Genomic DNA, 17,433 nt, shown 5'->3' on the forward strand with positions numbered 1-17,433 from the left:
AATTATAGCTTATTTTTGTTAAGAAATAAATACTAACTGTATAGATGGGGGCGGGCAGGGTATAATCTCAATATGACAAAGCTCTTTGGTTGGTTAAAAAAATACCGGCTCAACTTTGCGGCTTTTGTAAATGGAGCTGTCGTTTTGGTAACAGAGCTAGTGGCTGTGCGGTTATTGTCGCCTTATTTTGGCAGTAGTTTTTTTGTCTGGACTAGTATAATTGGAGCAATATTGCTTAGCCTTAGCATTGGCTACTGGCAAGGTGGCAAATTGGCCGACAAAACACCAACCTCCAAGTTGTTGGTGATGATTTTGCTAACGGCCTCTTCTTTGCTGCTGGTATCAGTAGTTGTCCAGCGTGCTGTACTTGGTTGGAGCGTAGGTTTGTTGGGTGGAGAGGTTAGGGTGCAATCTTTGGTGGCTGCGCTGCTGCTTTTCGCGCCAGCCAATGTGTTTTTGGGTATGGTTAGCCCATTTATTGCCCGCCTAGAACTTCATAGGGTTAGCCTTACTGGCGAAACTGTTGGCAATATCTTTGCAGCTGGTACCGTGGGCAGTATTGTGGGTGTATTTTTGACTGGTTATGTATTGTTTGGCCTGGTTGGTAGTACGAGACTACTGATAGCAATGGCACTGCTTTGCATACTCAATACTTTTTTGGTTGACACGAAAAGCCTATTGCTTTGTAGAACTATCTTGCTGGTAACAGCTCTAGTATTGTTGTTACGACCGCCAAGCTTTAAGCAAGCCGGCTTTGAAATCCTGGCCGACGTCGATACAGCTTACAGCCGCTATATTGTGAGTAATATTAACTACAAAAATAGCAAAGCTAGGATCTTACAGACCGATCTGCGGTCTGCTCAGTCGGGTATTGACCCAGCAAAGCCCGGGGAGCTCATATTTGACTATGCCAAGGCTTTTGATATTTACAAACTGTGGTTGCAGCCCAAGCGGGCAGCTCTCATAGGCGGGGGAGCCAGTATATATGCTAGTCATTTTGCGGCTCAAAACCCCAACTCTCAGATAGACGTAGTAGAAATAGACCCGGCTTTGCAGCAGATTGCGACACAGTACTTTGATTTTGCACCGAGACCAAATATAGATCTGGTGAGCCAAGACGGCCGGGTGTTCTTGCGGGCAGCCGCAGACAAAAGTTACAACGTAATCTTCGTAGATGCTTATAACAATACTTCGATTCCATTTCAGCTGGTTACTAGGCAAATGGTTGAGCAGATGAGTCGGGTGCTGGCCGACGACGGAATTGTGGTAGCAAATGTTATAAGCCAAAACAATCCTACCAAACAGCAGTTTTTGAATGCAGTTGCCCAGACATACCAGTCGGTCTTTGTAAGTCTAAAAGTTTATCGGGCACCAGAGTTGGCTTACACCGAAGGAAAGGCTAACTATATTCTTGTTGCCCAAAAACAGACTACGGCACCGAGCCCGACCGAAGATGCGTTTATAAAGCAGCTGCTTAATCGAAAGCTTAGTTTGCGAGGTGGCGGAATGGTTTTGACCGATGAGCTAGCTCCGGTTGAACAGCTACAAATTGATTAGTTGCCATATAAGCCTATAAACGAGAGAACCCCGCCCCAAGGGGACGGGATCCTCTCGGAGCGGGGTTGTGGTATTGCAGTAGGCGGGCTGAGCTCTACTCGGGCAGGTTGGCGAGAAGCCACCGGCGAAGTGACTCGCCAAGGATGTCTTCTCGCACTTCCGCTGGTCCAAGGTGAGCCGCCACGAGACTGGTCTTGATGCGGGGCATGCGCTCGACTGTGTTGAACTGCGGCATGGTGTCAGGGCTGCGGGAGCCTTTCACACCAGTGGGGTCGAGCTTGGCACGCATCTTCTCGAACTGCACAGCTTGCGCCCCGGTGTCGACTTCGTGATAGACGGCGTCGCTGCCGATGCACACATTGGCGGAACCGAGCTCGCGGACAGCCTTGCTCAGATGCCACAGGAATGGGCCGATGCCATCGTGAGACTCATCCAGCCCGAAGGTGAGGGTGTAGATGCCCACTAGGCCACCGACGGCTACTAGTCGCTTGAGCAAGTCGAGCGGCAGGTTGCGAGGGCGCGCCGGATCGGTGGTGCCGGCAAAGATGTCGGCAATACCGCCGTGGCTGGCCATGAGCTTCGGCTTGCAGTCGGAGTTGTGTCGCAACTCTCCGAAGTGCAGAACGCTTTGGGCGCTCATCAGCCCCACATGGCTGAGGTCGATGATCATGCCCAGCTGAGCGCTCTGCTCGATCAAGTGCCAGCCCTCTTCTGTGAGGGGCTGCTGGGGTGTCAGAAACCCACCACCGAAATTGTTGGTGTCTTCGTAGCATGGCGTGAGGACTCGCACACCTGCGTCGTAGAACTGCTTGAGACCATTGGCGATGCCGTTGTCAGGCGTGGGCATGTTCTGCAAGCTGAGCACCACGCCCGTAACGCCGCTTACTCGGCTGAGATATCGAAGATCTCCCTGGCTCAAGATGAGCTGCAAGTGATCTTGTTTCTCGATGCACAAGCGAAAGTCATGGACGCTCTCGAGGGTCTGCCCGAAGTTCAGTCCAACCGGGATGGCAGCCGTGCAGATTGCGAGGTTGAGATGCTGCGGCAGTTCGGGTACGGCGATAGGCGGCTGCATGGGAAGGTTGAGAAATGCAAGAGAATCGGCATAGAAAGTCATTGCGGTCTCCTTGTGGAGTCGAGGTTGAGTAGAAACGTAAACTGCAAAGAACCCATGAAATCATCAAAAGCGTAAGCTTCAGATCATCTCACGAATGTGCTAGATATTACAATAAAAGGTTTAGAAAGTCAATGTTATAATTTTATGCTTGATAATTGTTTTGGTGGTGGTACGATTTGATTGTCCACACACGACTAAAAACAAAGAAACGGAGGAAATCGTGGGGGACACGGCGACTGGGCAGGCGCAAACGACCAGCGAGATTGCTGCGGCAATCGCTGAGAAGGAAAAAGAGGGGCGGCAAGACGTCCTGACATACGAGCAGAAAAGAGCCAAGAAGTACCAAGACCTGCTGGACAACTATCCATATGTGGGGTTGTTGCCGGCGGATTCGGTCGACTTCAACAAGACCTACCCTGGGCTTTTTCCGAAAGAAGTCTTCAATCCCGACGGCAGTCGCAAGTCGGGCATGAAGACCAAGGCAGAAAAGATGGCTGAGGCCAGTTCTGCTTCAAGCTGAGAGCAACTCGAGCTCAAAGCAACATTGGCGAGGGGCATCGATGATCTCTCGCCATCAGGGTCGCGAAGTAATGTTCGCGGCTCTTTGCATTGGCAATAATTTAGGGCGTATACTTACGGTGACCCTATCACCCTATCCGGAGGTATTGTTTGTACCAACATCATACTTACATCCAGAGACGACATTGAGCAGCACCGGCACGGGGGTGCCGGAGACTTCTCGGTGTTTGTACTCATATCCGAGGTACCGGCTCTGCACGAGCTGGGTTTCGTCCGCAGTGCCCACTGCGAAGTCTGCTTTGATTGGCACTTCCGGGTCGTAACACCGCAAGGAGTTGAACTCCACGCGGAAGAAAGCGACTTCAGGGATCTGGCCGAGGCAGTGATCGCGTTGATCGAGGTGAGCTCGTTCCTCGTTGACTTTGATCGGCAGGGTACTGCCAGGGCGGCGTGACGGCTGAAACCCGAACTGTGCACAGGAAGCTAGCTGTGCCTGGGCACCCCGTGTCCAGGCACAGCTTCTTGCCCGAGCTATTAACTAGTTTGACAGTTTGGCCAAGAACTTTAGAACAATGAATCTTGCTGTGGAGCTTTTGGAATATCTAGCTCCAGCTGTTTGGCTAGCTCTTCTAAAAACACCACTTGGGCTGGATTGAGTTTGTCTTTAGCTGTTGGCAAATCGAACCATTCGGCCTTATCGATCTCTGGGAATTCTTGCCTGCTGCCTGAACGTGGCGGCCATTCCATCTCAAATGTATTGCTTTTGATTTTGCTAACATCTAAGTCGCCTTCGACGGCCCAAGCCGAAATGATCTTGCCACTTTTGAGCTTAGCCTCGCCAAGCGCCTGGTAATTAGCGTAAGTAGTATCAACGCCTAGTTCCTCACGAAACTCACGTTTGGCGGCCTCTAGGCCATCCTCATCGCTATATTCACCCTTGGGCATGCTCCACACGCCAGCATCTTTGCGAGCCCAAAAAGGACCGCCGGGATGAACCAGCAATACTTCGACCTCTTGGCCGACCCGGCGATACAGTAATATTCCAGCACTTTGCTTAGGCATAATAACTTATTATATCAGGTTAATATTGGTATAATAACATCGTGCTTTGTGGCTTAAATACGATTTGGCAAGAGCAAGAATTGCTATTTGTTGAATCGAAGAGGATAGCTACTTGTGGATACTGGAACAGCAAAACGTGTTTTTGATGAGAAAGTTGAAGCAATAGCTGGACGTGGAGAGGTGCAGGAGTGGTTGAACTGGTCGCTCTCGAAAAGCGATAGGCCTTCACGGGTCTCGTGGGTTCGAATCCCACCCTCTCCGCCAGTAGCAAATGTCCGAACTTGTCTCGGGCATTTGCTACTGATGATGTGTGAGAACCAAAGTATTGCGTAGCGCAGGCCTAGGCGTAGCGAAACTTACCCGCAGAGTTTACTTCGGGCACGGGTGAGCGAAGGAGGCGATAGCCGCTATCCACTGCGGTGGAATTTTTTCGGAGTCTAACGACAACAAAATAGGCAAAAAGGGCCTGTCAGAACCTTATTATTGTTTTAAAGACTCGTTTTGTAGCTTAGCCCGCCCGAGGACTGTCAAATGGCTCCCTGAACTCCTAAACCGTGCGCCTCTTCAAGGGCGGTAAGATTGGAGATAACAATAATACCAAAAGAAACCCTAACTAATTTTTCAGCCTTGAGCTTTTGCAGCTCTCTACTTACTGTTTCGCGGGTAAGTCCAGTTTGTGCGGCTAATTCTCCAGCCGTGATGTTCAACTTAATTTCACCCTTCGGCGACGGCTTACCAAAGCGTTTGGCGGCTATAATCAGTTCTAACATTAGCCGACTGCGCGCACTGGCACCCATTAAGTGAGCCATTTTTAGCAAAAGCCCATCGGTACCACGATAAAGACGGCTTAACAGGTTGAATGCTACGTCAGGATTGTCGCGGGTAAAATTCACCATATCTTCTCTGGGCGCCAGCCACAACTCTACCGGCTCCATGGCTTCAAAAAAATAGCTATTCTCAGTTTGATTTATAGCCCAGGACATCGGAAAGAAAGCTGGTGGCTTGAATATATTAACGATAATAACCGTCCCTTGTTCGGTGATGTCGTATTGGCGGACTGTGCCGCTGGCCAGGTAAAACACACCTGGCGGATTCTCATCTGCCCGGACCAAAACTTCGCCTTTGCGGTATTTTCTGTTCTGATACTGCTTAAAAAAATGCTCTACTTTAGTTTGAATTTCACTGTCTATATCTCAAGTCCTCACGTTTTCGGTAGATTATGTTTTGAGAAGTAATGGTGTGTACTCCTGATCATTTACTGAGCGCACATCTTTCCATATATTATGCTAAAGAGTAACCTGATCCAGCCACTTTTTTTCGGTGGTGTAAAACCGAAAGATACATGCAGCACAGAGTCGTCTACGTTGTGGTATTTGGAATGATTGTCTACGTAATTAAGAACACCCTGCACAGAGGCATTGACAAATTTACTCTCTCCGTAATGCTTCTCGTATTGTTTTGCTTTCTCACGCATATACATTGCCTACTTGTATTTTAACAGAGATTCCGCGGCCATCTGCGAATTATTGTTATCTCGATGGGTCTAGCTTGTGATCTGGATTCCAGCTAGTTGGCATCTTTCATCACTGCGCAGTGGTCTGATAAAATTATATAGTTAAGGCTGTAAGGGAGAAAAATTATGCTAGAAGATGCCATGCACGATGAAACCATGCCGACCTATGCCATAGACGTGGTCTGTGGTATGGAAATACCCGTTAGGGGCAAAATGCTGAGAAGCGACTACAACGGGGAGACCTATTACTTCTGCTCATTGCATTGCAAGGAGCACTTTGATAACGCACCCGAGCGCTATGCGGGCTAAACTTAAGCAGATAACAAGTAACGAGGATCAGCATATGAGCAACCAAGATTTACAAACCATGGCACACGGCGGTCACGATCACCATGCGCACATGATGAAAGAGGGCAAAGCCAGCCTGTTGCAAAAATTCAAGATGAGCATGAGCATGACTATGGGCATGGAGCATACCGGTCTAGCCGGGCGCGAAATGGCCAAAGCCATGGAACTTGATATCCGTAATAAATTTTTCTTTGCGCTTGTTTTATCACTACCGATTATCGCCTACTCGCCTTTGGGTAAAAACTTTCTCGGTCTAAATTTGCCTGAACCGATCGCCGCGCCGTGGCTACTGCTAATTCTGACAACCCCAGTATTTTTTTACTCCGGCTGGATCTTCATTTACTCGACATACAAGGCATTGCTGGCCAAAACTCTGAATATGGCCGTGCTGATCGCTGTCGGCATCTCGGCCGCGTACTTTGCCAGCGTCCTGCTTACACTGCGCGGAAGTTCCGACTCCTACTATGAAGCAGCGGCGTTGTTAATCACGTTCGTACTGTTCGGGCACTGGATGGAAATGAAATCGCGGCGCGGCACCACCGACGCCTTGCAGGCCTTGTTTAACCTGGTGCCGCCCCAAGCCAGGGTGTTACGCAAAGGCGTGGAATCACTGGTTCCAACCAGTGAAGTTGTGGTTGGCGACACGGTTGTACTAAAACCCGGCGACAAAGTACCGGTTGACGGTGAGGTCGTGCGGGGAGAATCCGCTATCGACGAGGCGCTGGTGACCGGAGAATCAGTGCCGGTTACCAAGGGACCAGGCGACAATGTCATTGGTGGCTCGATCAACGGTTCAGGTACCTTGCAGTTCAAAGCCGTAAAGGTGGGCAGTGACACGGCGCTGGCGCAAATTGTGAAGATGGTGGAAAACGCCCAGAATTCAAAAGCACCAGGACAAAGAATTGCCGACAAATTTGCCGGTTACCTAGTGGTCATAGCGGTGGGTGCCGGGCTGCTGACATTCTTTGTCTGGTCTGTACTTGCTGGTGAATACTGGCTGAGCGCGCTGACCTTTGCCATCTCAACGGTGGTCATTGCTTGCCCAGACGCTCTGGGGCTGGCCACGCCGACAGCCGTAGCTGTGGGCACTGGCCTCGGCGCAAAGCACAACATTCTCATTAAAGATGCCACCACGCTCGAACAGGCTTCCAAAATCGAGGCGATAGTGCTGGACAAAACCGGTACGCTTACTGAAGGCAAGCCGCGGGTTACGGATATTGTTACCGCCAAAGCTATACAGGAGAGTGAGTTTATCAGACTGGTGGCTGCCGCCGAGAGTGGCTCCAGCCACCCGCTGGCTCAGGCTGTGCTAGATGAAGCCGCCCGTCGCAAACTTAAGCTGCCGAGCGGGCTGAGCGGTTTTAACAACATATCCGGCCACGGTGTTGAGGCGACCGTGGAGGGCAAGAAAGTGCTGGTTGGCACCGCTAAACTAATGAATGATCGCAACGTGGATCTTAAACCTTTAAATAATGATATTGATCGGTTACTCAAAAACGGAAAAACTCTCATAATCGCTGCCATTAACGGACAGGCTGCTGGCGTTCTGGCAGCCTCCGATCCGGCCAAGCCAACTGCCAAAAAAGCCATTGAAGCCATGACGCGTCTTGGTCTGGAAGTCGTCATGATCACCGGAGATAATCGCCAGACAGCGGATATTATCGCTAGGCAACTGGGCATTAAGCGGGTATTCGCCGAAGTCCTGCCTGAAGACAAAGCCAACTACGTAAAAAAGCTGCAGAAAGAGGGCAAGTTTACTGCCATGGTTGGCGATGGTGTGAATGATGCTCCAGCACTAGCCCAAGCGGACATCGGCATTGCCATTGGCGCGGGTACTGATGTAGCCATCGAAACAGCCAAAATTGTGCTGATGAAATCTGACCCGGCCGATATCCTGCGAGCCATTCGTCTAAGCAAAGCGACGGTGCGCAAAATGAAACAAAACCTCGGCTGGGCCAGCGTCTATAACTTAGCGGCCATTCCGATAGCCGCCGGCATTTTATACCCGGCGTATGGTATTTACTTGCGACCGGAGTTCGCAGCACTGCTGATGTCCGTATCGTCCATATTTGTCGCCACTAACGCGGTGCTATTAAAGCGAGCCGAGCGCCAACTCGTTGAGATTTAGGAGGAAGACCATGCGGATAAAAACACTCTACAAACAGCCAAAAGTAGCCGTACCATTCGTGATTTTAAGCATTATAGCGGCCTACTATCTCATAACCGAGCATAATGCCCATGTCCGCTCAGCTCTGCCAGTAGTTCTGTTGTTGGCATTCTTGCTACTCCATATGGGGATGCACGGTGGGCATGGCAAAGGTCTAGAAGATTCATCGTCTGCGTCGCGCAACAATCCAAGCGCAAAACCACCCCACCAAGGACACGAGGGGGGCAAATAATGTTTCTGTTGGCAAGAAAAAACCTGTTCCAAGAAAAAACCCGACTGGCCATAAGCGTAGGTGGCGTAGCCTTCAGCGTGTTGCTGATGATAATGTTACAAGGCCTGAATGCGGGTTTTAGCAATATTCTCGGTCAGTATCTCGGGTTAGTGTCAACGGACTTGTGGGTGGCCAGTGCCAACACTGGGAATATCATGGATCCGTCTTTTTTGCCGCCGACACTAGGGGAACGGCTAGAAAAAATTGATGGCGTAGCTAGTGCTCGTCCATTCGGCATGCAAAACATAACGACAAATGTAAATGGCAAAGACCTGGCGTTTTACATGATTGCCTACGATTCTTCGACTGACGCCGGGAAACCGCTGAAGGTCGGTGAAGGCCAGACGACTCCGGGCAGCGGCGAGATTGTTATTGACCGTATTGTCGCTAAGTCCAACAAGATCAAGATTGGCGACAGTATTACATTCGCGGACAAAAAATTAAAGGTTGTTGGTTTATCCGAAGGCACTTTTATATTAAGCACTTCATTTGCGTTTATAAATAAAACTGATGCCAGCGCGGTATACGCCTTGCCAACCACCACAAACTATTGGCTGGTCTCTGTAACTCCAGGTGCTGATGTGCAAAAAGTTCAAGCCGCGATCAACAGTCAAATCCCCGGCGTCAATGCCCATATCAAGGATCACTTCGTGCAGGTTAACATAAACCTAATTAGAGATATCGTTACGCCGGTCTTCGGCGCCCTGGTCGTACTTGGAGCACTGATCGGCTTGGCGGTTATTGGTCTGACCATATTCACGTCTACCATCGAAAAAGCCAAAGAGTACGGCGTTTTAAAAGCCATCGGGCTGAAAAACCGTCAGCTATATGCCGTTGTGATCGAACAAGCGTTAATTGCGGCAACGCTGGGTTTTATATTGGGAGCTGCTCTGGCCTATGCCTTAAACCCGTTAATCGTTAGCGCTGTTCCACAGTTTGTGACTCAGCTGCGGCCTTTAGACATAGCCTGGATATTTGGGATAACGGTGGTGATAGCGATCGCATCTTCGTACATTCCGCTGCGGCGGCTGAATCAAATTGATCCGGCGGAGGTATTTCGGTCATGAGTATCGTAAGCGTTAAAAATATCAGTAAAATATTCGGTAGCGGCCATACGGCTGTTAAGGCCGTGCAAAACGTGTCACTGCAAATTAAGCCGGGTGACATCGTACTAATCATGGGGCCTTCGGGTTCTGGTAAGACTACGCTTATTTCAATGGTCGGTGCGCTGATGAGTCCGACAGACGGCGATGTACGGGTGGAGGGTCAAGGCCTGGGCTCGCTGAAGCCTGGCCAGTTAGCTGATCTGAGGCTGAAAGAATTTGGGTTTATATTCCAATCGTTTAATTTGCTCTCGGCGCTTAGCGCCGAGAAAAACGTGATGCTGCCTTTGTTGGTTGCCGGCTTGTCTCAAAAGCAAGCCAGGTGCAAAGCGCGCGCTTCGCTAGAAAAGCTCGGGCTTGGTTCGCAGTTACGTAATTTACCTAAAGACTTGTCCGGTGGCGAGAAGCAGCGGGTGGCCGTTGCCCGGGCACTGGCCAATGATCCCAAAGTTATTCTGGCCGATGAGCCGACTGCTAATCTAGATAAAAAAACGGGGGTCAATGTTATGGTTATGTTGTGTGAGATCGCTTGCCGCGAAAACCGCGCTGTGATTATAGTGAGTCACGACGAACGACTTAAGGCTGTTGCCAAGCGGGTTATAACTATCGAAGATGGAAAGTTGGTGCGCGAAGAAGCAGGCCAGCATAACCGGCACTGCCGCATGCACACAGCAGCAGGGCTTCGTGGAGCCCAGAAAGGCGAAAGCTAATGGAATCGCAGGCTTATAATTTATGGTGGCTGGTGATTCTCAACGCAGCTATATTCGTTATCTTTGCGTTTAGTTTCACCAAGCCTAGAACTAAGCGTGATTGGCGCTCGCTCGGGGCGTTCTCGGCTTTCATATTGGCGCTGTTTACCGAGATGTATGGCTTTCCGTTGACCATCTACCTGCTTTCGGGCTGGCTGAGTAGCCGCTTTCCCGGCATGGATCTGTATTCGCACAACATGGGGCATTTGTGGCAGACGGTTTTTAACCTGCCTGGCGACCCCCATCTTAATTTGTTGCACATCCTCAGCATTACCGCTATTTTTGGTGGTTTCTGGATATTGGCTTCAGCTTGGAGCGTTCTGTACAAAGCCCAGCGAGCTGGCATGCTAGCCACAACAGGCTTGTACGCTAAGGTGCGCCATCCGCAGTACGTTGGATTCGTCCTTATAATGATCGGCTTCTTGCTACAATGGCCGACTATCCCGACGCTTATTTTGTTTCCGCTACTCGTGTATATGTATGACAAATTAGCTAAAACTGAGGAGAAAGAAATGCTTAGTCAGTTTGGTAGGGTCTATAAAACTTACGCGGCTTCGGTATCAGCTTTTTGGCCGGGAGGTCGCAGCGCAGCGTAACAACCCGGGGGCAAGGAGAACCCTATGAAACGCTAACGCTTGGGTATAAAATGAATGAAGGAGGATTTAGTAATGATGGACTATAACATGATGAGTGGCAGCAGCAACGGTGGCATGATGCTGTTCGCTTGGCTAACTTACGTGCTGGTTATTGCGCTGTTGGTTCTAGGCATAGTCGCGCTTTGGAAATATATAAACAAGAAATAAGAAAGTGAGCAACATGAAACGCGCTATGCAAAAAAAATTACTATTTCGTTTGGGCTTTGGTCTAATCTTTCTCTCAAGTGCTGTACAAGCGTTTGTGGCTCCCGGTGAGTTTAGGGAATTGGTCGCCAAATTACCAATGTTACCCCAACTCATTGACCCCGCCTTGTTTGTAAAATTGATCGGTGTGAATGATTTGGTCTTGTTTGTGCTCATCCTCAGCGGTAAGTGGCCGCGCCTGGTTGGTCTTTGGGCTGGACTATGGATTGTGGGCGTAATTATCGCCCAAGGAATTTGGACTTCAGAAACCATATTTCATCTTGGTATCGTAGCCTTAGCAGTTTACCACGCCGCGCCAAGTCAGTCACGAAAGGCCACGTAAACGTATGGCGCTCGATCACGCCGATTCACTCAAAAAGATTATCAAGGGAGATGTGGAGGCCGGCCAAAAAACCCTCAGCTTTTATAGTCACGACACTAGCTTGTTTGAAGTTAGGCCGCGCCTGGTGGTCTTCCCGAAAAACGCCCGCGATGTTTGCCAACTGGTGGAATTTGTTAACCGCCATAAAACCGCCGACCCCTCATTGTCTCTAACCGCCCGCAGTGGCGGCACGGATATGTCTGGCGGTGCTATTAATGATTCAATTATTGTGGCGTTTGAACGTTATATGAACCACTTTGGTAATGTGCAAGGGAGTAAAATATTAACCCAACCAGGTGTTTACTATCACGATTTGGAGCCGGTGACGCTGGCGCGTGGCTTGCTAATGCCTTCATATCCGGCATCACGTGAGATTTGCATGGTCGGCGGCATGGTAGCCAACAATGCCGGCGGTGAGAAATCTTTAACCTATGGCAAGACTGACCGCTATGTTTCGGAAGTTAAAATTGTTCTACACGACGGCAAGGAGCACACTATTAAGCCGCTAGGTGGGGTTGAGCTGCAAAAAAAGCTAGCCGAGCCAGGTCTCGAAGGGGATATTTTCAGAAGCGTGCATAAAATGGTAACGACCCATGCCGAACTCTTGTCCGCATCCAAACCTCGGGTTAGTAAAAACTCGACCGGCTACAACCTGTGGGATGTCTGGGACGGCAAAACTTTCGATTTAACCAAGCTCATTACCGGCTCGCAAGGCACGCTGGGTCTTATAACCGAAGCTACCCTTAAGCTGGTGCCGTCTCAGCCTCTTTCGGGCATGCAAGTCGCCTTTTTGCCATCACTGGAGCGACTAGGCGAAGTTATTAACTCGCTGTTGGAGTTACGGCCAACCAGCCTGGAATCTTTTGATGACCACACCTTAAAATTTGCCTTTAGATTTTTTCTGAGCTTTCGCAAAACCCTGGGCTGGCGGCGGTTTATCTGGTTGGGACTGAGTTTTATCCCAGTGCTTGGAAAGCTGCTGCGTCATATATTTCATCTGCCCAAGGTCATCTTGCTGATCGAATTTGAGGGTAAAACTCAAGCCCAAATTGACACGAAATTACGCTCGGTAGCCAATCGTCTGACGGCCTATAATATCGATAGCCAAGCGGCCGAGGATCGCCGCCACGAAGAAAAATTCTGGATTATGCGCCGCGAAAGCTTTAACCTGCTGCGTAAAAACATTAAGCGCAAACACACCGCGCCGTTTATTGATGATTTGGTTGTGCCGCCGGCTTGCTTGCCGGAGTTTTTGCCGCGGCTGATAGAAATTCTGGAGCGCTACAAACTGCTTTACACTATTGCTGGACACATGGGCGATGGCAATTTTCACATCATTCCGCTGATGGATCTGGCGGATAAGCGGGAGCGAGACAAGATCCCAAAAGTACTGAAGGAGGTTACCGACTTAGTACTTCACTACGGCGGGTCTTTGTCTGGCGAACACAACGACGGCTTAATACGCGGACCATTCCTGCCGCGTATGTATAAGCCAGAGATGATGTCGCTGTTCAAGTCCGTTAAACAGCTTTTTGACCCGCACAATATTTTTAATCCACATAAGAAAACAGATGCGGCCTGGGAATACTCCGAGGCTCATATGCGCAGGAGGTTTTAACGTGAAGGTTGTAATTGTTGGCGGTGGCTTCGGCGGAGTGCGGGCGGCTCTCAATTTGGCTAGGCGGCCGGGGTTTGATGTTACCCTTGTTTCCAAACAGAGCTACTTTGAGTATCACCCTGCTCTTTATCGTTCGGCTACCGGGCGCTCGCCACTCGAAGTTGCCATACCGTTGGCCGACTTCTTTGCCAGTGACAACAATCTTGAAGTGGTTGAGGACGAAATCGTGAGCCTAGATCACCAAAAAAAGTCTGTGACCGGCAAGTCCGGATCAGTCTTTCGGTATGACGCCCTGATTTTGGCTACGGGGGCGGTGACACAGTACTTTGGCATCAAGGGCTTGCGCGATTACTCTTACGGCATCAAAACGATCCAAGAAGCTTTGGAGCTAAAACGCCACCTGCACGAGGATTTGGTTGCTGGGCACCGCGCTGAGCGTAGCTACGTAGTCATTGGCGGCGGAGCCACCGGTGTTGAGCTGGCAGGTGAACTGGTTGGCTATCTTAATCATGTGCGCCGTCGCCATGGTATTAATACAAAATTTAGTGTCGATCTGGTTGAGGCCAGTCCGCGTGTGCTACCCAGTTTGCCAGAAAGCTTTACCAACCAGATCGAGCGACGATTGCAGCGCCTGAGAGTAAAGTTGCACCTGAAAACACTGGTAAAAAGTGAGTCCGCCGACCAGATAAAACTGCTCCGGGGCGATATTGAGTCGCATACGGTTATCTGGACAGCCGGCATAGCCAATAATCCATTTTTTGCCCAAAACCCCAACGCATTCAAGCTTGATAAGAGCGGCAAGGTGGTGGTTAACGAATACCTGGAGGCTATGCCGGGGGTATATGTGATTGGTGATAGTGCCGCGACCCAGTTTAGTGGCATGGCTCAAACCGCCATTCACGACGCTAACCTTGTAACCACCAATCTCAAACGGCAACTGAAGCACAAAACACGGCTGCCTTACCAGCCGGCCAAGCCGATCTATGCTATCCCGGCTGGGCCAGGTTGGTCTGCGGTGCTTTGGGGTAGGACTAAAATCTATGGTCGCCCAGGCTGGCTGCTGCGTCGCTTGGCTGACCTGCGGCTTTACCTAAGATTCTTACCACTTAAGAAAGCCCTGACTACCTGGAGGTACGGTTTTGATCTGGAGGAATCATGTCCGATATGTCGCTAACTCCAAAATATTTCTTGAGCCGGCCAGCTGATACTCGCTTGGCTTATGTCTTCGGGGTCTTCTTAAAAGAGTTGGATTTACTGGCCACGCCGCCGGTATTCGTGTTTTTCAGACTATGCTACTGGCCTGTTGAAAGAAGGGTGATGAACAGATGTGTTTAGCTTGCCAGCAAATTGAGAAACTACTAGCACCGACCAGAATTCAAATTAACGGCAATCGGTCTCATGACATCCAGGTACATGATGAACGCTTGTATTACCGAGTGTTGCTCTACAGATCCCTGGGCTTTGGCGAGGCCTACACGGACGGCTGGTGGGATAGCGAACGCATTAACGATCTGATTTTTAGGCTTATAAAAAATCATGTTGGGCACCGCGCTTTATGGCCTACCCTGGCGTTGTACGTAAGTGTCAACTTAACAAACAAAGTCAGTTTTGGCGGCTATGTTGCCGAAAAACACGGTGCTCGTGTAACTGTTATGACTGTGTCGAAGGAGCAGGTAACTCCCGACTGCCGCAAGCTCAAACATTTGCCTGTGACTTTTGTCCTCCAAGACTATCGGCAGGCTTCGGGTAGTTTTGACCATGTTGTTTCACTCGGTATGGTCGAACATGCTAGAACCAGTAATTACACTGCGCTCATGAAAGTTGTGGACAGGGTCATGAAACCGGCTAAGGTGCTTCTGCTGCATACTATTGGCTACAACCTTAAAACCTCTGAAGTTGATCCGTGGATTGAACGCTACACTTTCCCTGGCGGCATAATTCCTGGAAGGCACAATTTGGCAACTGTCGTTGAGAAGATGTCCGCCATCGAAGACCGGCATAATTTTGGTGTGGGCTACGATACGGCACTTCGAGCTTGGCATCATCGGTTAGAGTCAGCCTGGTCTAACCTTGAGAAAACTTATGACGAACGGCTCTACCGTATGTGGCGATACTGCCTGTTGGCCGGCGCCGACGTCTTTCGGGCGCTAAATGTAAAGTTGTGGCAAGTGGTTTTATGTCGCGGTAAGTCAGGAGGTTATGAAAGTGTCAGTTAACGATTTCTTAGGCCGAAAAACCGCCAGTGATTTAAACCGCTTGCGTGTTATTGCTTCGACTCTTTTTGAAGAAGGTTTTGCGTTTTTGGTGAGTAAGTTGAATCTTTCCTGGGCGGTAACGCTAGAATGTCGGATTAGGTGTTTTGTCAAATTCTGCCGCGGGCATTGGGTGCGTCAGCCCAGCGCCGCCGAACTGCCCGTCCGGCTGCGACTGGCGCTCATTAAGCTAGGTCCAACTTTTGTAAAACTGGGTCAGGTTTTGAGTCTACGCCCAGATATTGTACCATCAGATGTTGCCACCGAGCTGTCTAAACTCACCAGCCAGGTACCGCCAGTACCATACGAAGAAGCTAAGGCTGTCATTGAGGCGGAGCTAGGCCAGCCAATCAGCCAACTGTTCAAGGAATTTGAGCACCAATCATTGGCGGCCGGCTCACTGGCGCAGGTGCACAAGGCAGTGTTGCCTGACGGGACGCGTGTAGCGGTTAAAATTCAGCGCCCCGGTATCAAGAAGCTTATCCAAAAGGATATTAGAATTTTGACCAAGCTAGCTGGTCAGGCCGAAAAACGGCAGCCGGAGTGGCGAGCCTATCGTCTGTCTGGCCTGGTGGACGAATTCGCTGATACTATTGCTCGCGAACTGGATTTTACAACAGAGGCGATCCATGCCAAACGTTTTGCGCTGATGTTCGAGGGTGATCCCACTGTTAAAGTAGCGGCAGTGTTCGCGGATTATTCTTCGTCGCGGGTGCTAACCATGGAACTAATAGAGGGGGTACGGCTGGATAACGACAGGGCGCTGGCAAAAGCCGGCATTGATAAAACGGTTTTAGCTCAGAACGGCGTTAAGGCGTTGCTCAAGCAGGTATTTGTTGAAGGGTTTTTTCATGCCGATCCGCACCCCGGTAACTATTTTGCACTGCCGCACGGAGTTTTTGCCTTTATAGACTACGGTATGGCCGGCCGTCTGACACTCAAAGACCGGCTGGGGTTGGCTTCATTTTTTATAAGTTTTCTCGATCAGGATTCCGAGTCGGCCATCAGTCATTTACTGTGCTTGGCCGATACCAAAGAAGCTACCGATCTGCCGTCGCTAGAGCACGATATTGACGACATTTTGCACGAGTGGTATGGTATCAAGCTCAAAAAAGTAAACCTGGCGAATACCTTTTATCGCATTATCGAAAGTGGCCGCAGACACCAGGTTTATTTTCCGTCATCTTTTGCTTATCTTGGTAAGGCTCTGCTCACCACCGAAGCCATGGGACGATCGCTTGATCCAGAGTTTGATATCGCCGTCCAGCTTAAGCCTTACGCCCAAAGTATCATCAAGGCAGAACTGAATCCGGCGAAACTGAAACGTCTAATTAGCAGTCAAAGCTTGTCGCTGGCCTACTTTGCCAGGTCTTTGCCGCAGCTGGTCGGCACATTGCTTGAGCGGCTGGCTAGCGGCGAGATAAGCGTGCGAGTCAACCAATCAGAACTGAAAAGCCTTCAAAAAAGTATTAGCGCCGAAGGTTCTAAGCGACTAGCTACAACGGTACTACTGGTCGTAATCATCGCGGCCGGCATAAGCTATCTAATACAGGCCAGTATTGTTAATCTGCACTTTTCGCCCGGGATTTTTGGTCTTGTACTTTTAGTAGTTATGCTTTGGTGGATAAGGAGAAGCTAATACGAAAGCAGCTCGTGATAATGAACTATCGATGGAACAGCTACAGCCAAGCGTGTTGATTGTTGTCTTATGGCTTATGATCGCCCATTTTACCGGGCACTATCTACGCCTTAGTAATACTGGGCTTCTTTGCAATTAGTGAACTACATGACTGGCATAATTCCTATCTATTATTCCGTTTACTGGTTCACACGATCAAATATTTAGAGCGGTTTTTATTTGGCCAAAATGTGACACTGTGCAAACACAGCCGGGCTGTGTGTTCCATCTTCATATGATTTTACAAAAAAAGCACAA

The 17,433-nt window shown here is 49.7% G+C and carries 16 protein-coding genes and 1 tRNA gene; 14 read left to right on the plus strand and 3 right to left on the minus strand.

What is annotated here, in order from left to right:
* Window positions 1-72 precede the first annotated feature (72 nt).
* Complete coding sequence (locus HYX70_01865; GenBank protein ID MBI2798028.1) at window positions 73-1,557, plus strand: fused MFS/spermidine synthase; 1,485 nt, start codon at window positions 73-75, stop codon at window positions 1,555-1,557.
* 94 nt (window positions 1,558-1,651) lie between these two features.
* Here the strand turns inward: HYX70_01865 and HYX70_01870 are convergent, their stop codons facing one another.
* On the minus strand, window positions 1,652-2,674 hold the full coding sequence (locus HYX70_01870) for a membrane dipeptidase (GenBank protein ID MBI2798029.1): 1,023 nt from the start codon (window positions 2,672-2,674) through the stop codon (window positions 1,652-1,654).
* A 148-nt stretch (window positions 2,675-2,822) separates the two neighbouring features.
* On the opposite strand from HYX70_01870, the gene HYX70_01875 reads away from it, so the two are divergent.
* The gene (locus HYX70_01875) at window positions 2,823-3,194 is read left to right on the plus strand and encodes a hypothetical protein (GenBank protein ID MBI2798030.1); all 372 of its coding nucleotides are present in this window, start codon (window positions 2,823-2,825) and stop codon (window positions 3,192-3,194) included.
* 563 nt (window positions 3,195-3,757) lie between these two features.
* Here HYX70_01875 and HYX70_01880 read toward each other — a convergent pair.
* Window positions 3,758-4,255, minus strand: coding sequence for an NUDIX domain-containing protein (locus HYX70_01880; protein MBI2798031.1), 498 nt, complete (start codon window positions 4,253-4,255; stop codon window positions 3,758-3,760).
* Window positions 4,256-4,429: 174 nt separating this feature from the next.
* Here HYX70_01880 and HYX70_01885 point away from each other — a divergent pair.
* Window positions 4,430-4,519, plus strand: a tRNA-Ser gene (locus HYX70_01885).
* Window positions 4,520-4,782: 263 nt separating this feature from the next.
* Here the strand turns inward: HYX70_01885 and HYX70_01890 are convergent.
* Entirely contained in the window at window positions 4,783-5,367 is a 585-nt protein-coding gene (locus tag HYX70_01890) for a Crp/Fnr family transcriptional regulator (GenBank protein ID MBI2798032.1), read from the minus strand.
* A gap of 557 nt (window positions 5,368-5,924) precedes the next feature.
* Here HYX70_01890 and HYX70_01895 point away from each other — a divergent pair.
* The 11 genes from HYX70_01895 to HYX70_01945 all read left to right on the plus strand — a co-directional run bounded on the left by HYX70_01895 (window position 5,925) and on the right by HYX70_01945 (window position 17,136).
* Window positions 5,925-6,077, plus strand: a complete 153-nt coding sequence (locus tag HYX70_01895) for a YHS domain-containing protein (protein MBI2798033.1) — start codon at window positions 5,925-5,927, stop codon at window positions 6,075-6,077.
* The gene (locus HYX70_01900) at window positions 6,067-8,244 is read left to right on the plus strand and encodes a copper-translocating P-type ATPase (GenBank protein ID MBI2798034.1); all 2,178 of its coding nucleotides are present in this window, start codon (window positions 6,067-6,069) and stop codon (window positions 8,242-8,244) included. Before HYX70_01895 ends, HYX70_01900 begins: the two co-directional genes overlap by 11 nt.
* 10 nt (window positions 8,245-8,254) lie before the next feature.
* Window positions 8,255-8,515 (plus strand): DUF2933 domain-containing protein, encoded by a 261-nt coding sequence (locus HYX70_01905; protein ID MBI2798035.1) that lies wholly within the window; start codon window positions 8,255-8,257, stop codon window positions 8,513-8,515.
* 8 nt (window positions 8,516-8,523) lie between these two features.
* A complete protein-coding gene (locus tag HYX70_01910) occupies window positions 8,524-9,621 on the plus strand; it encodes an ABC transporter permease (GenBank protein ID MBI2798036.1) in 1,098 nt (365 codons plus the stop codon).
* On the plus strand, window positions 9,618-10,367 hold the full coding sequence (locus HYX70_01915) for an ABC transporter ATP-binding protein (GenBank protein MBI2798037.1): 750 nt from the start codon (window positions 9,618-9,620) through the stop codon (window positions 10,365-10,367). The genes HYX70_01910 and HYX70_01915 overlap by 4 nt, the downstream gene beginning before the upstream one ends.
* Window positions 10,367-11,002, plus strand: a complete 636-nt coding sequence (locus HYX70_01920) for an isoprenylcysteine carboxylmethyltransferase family protein (GenBank protein ID MBI2798038.1) — start codon at window positions 10,367-10,369, stop codon at window positions 11,000-11,002. Before HYX70_01915 ends, HYX70_01920 begins: the two co-directional genes overlap by 1 nt.
* 211 nt (window positions 11,003-11,213) lie before the next feature.
* Window positions 11,214-11,588 carry a hypothetical protein gene (locus HYX70_01925; protein ID MBI2798039.1) on the plus strand — a complete coding sequence of 125 codons (375 nt, stop codon included), beginning with the start codon at window positions 11,214-11,216 and terminating at the stop codon, window positions 11,586-11,588.
* A gap of 4 nt (window positions 11,589-11,592) precedes the next feature.
* Window positions 11,593-13,245 carry an FAD-binding oxidoreductase gene (locus tag HYX70_01930; protein ID MBI2798040.1) on the plus strand — a complete coding sequence of 551 codons (1,653 nt, stop codon included), beginning with the start codon at window positions 11,593-11,595 and terminating at the stop codon, window positions 13,243-13,245.
* A gap of 1 nt (window position 13,246) precedes the next feature.
* Complete coding sequence (locus HYX70_01935) at window positions 13,247-14,419, plus strand: FAD-dependent oxidoreductase (protein ID MBI2798041.1); 1,173 nt, start codon at window positions 13,247-13,249, stop codon at window positions 14,417-14,419.
* A gap of 151 nt (window positions 14,420-14,570) precedes the next feature.
* Window positions 14,571-15,461: a class I SAM-dependent methyltransferase gene (locus HYX70_01940; protein ID MBI2798042.1), complete on the plus strand. Its 891-nt coding sequence runs from the start codon at window positions 14,571-14,573 to the stop codon at window positions 15,459-15,461.
* A complete protein-coding gene (locus tag HYX70_01945; protein ID MBI2798043.1) occupies window positions 15,445-17,136 on the plus strand; it encodes an AarF/ABC1/UbiB kinase family protein in 1,692 nt (563 codons plus the stop codon). Before HYX70_01940 ends, HYX70_01945 begins: the two co-directional genes overlap by 17 nt.
* The last annotated feature ends 297 nt before the right edge of the window (window positions 17,137-17,433 follow it).

The sequence above is a fragment of the Candidatus Saccharibacteria bacterium genome (assembly GCA_016191105.1).
Classification (GTDB): domain Bacteria; phylum Patescibacteriota; class Saccharimonadia; order CAILAD01; family BJGX01; genus JACPPH01.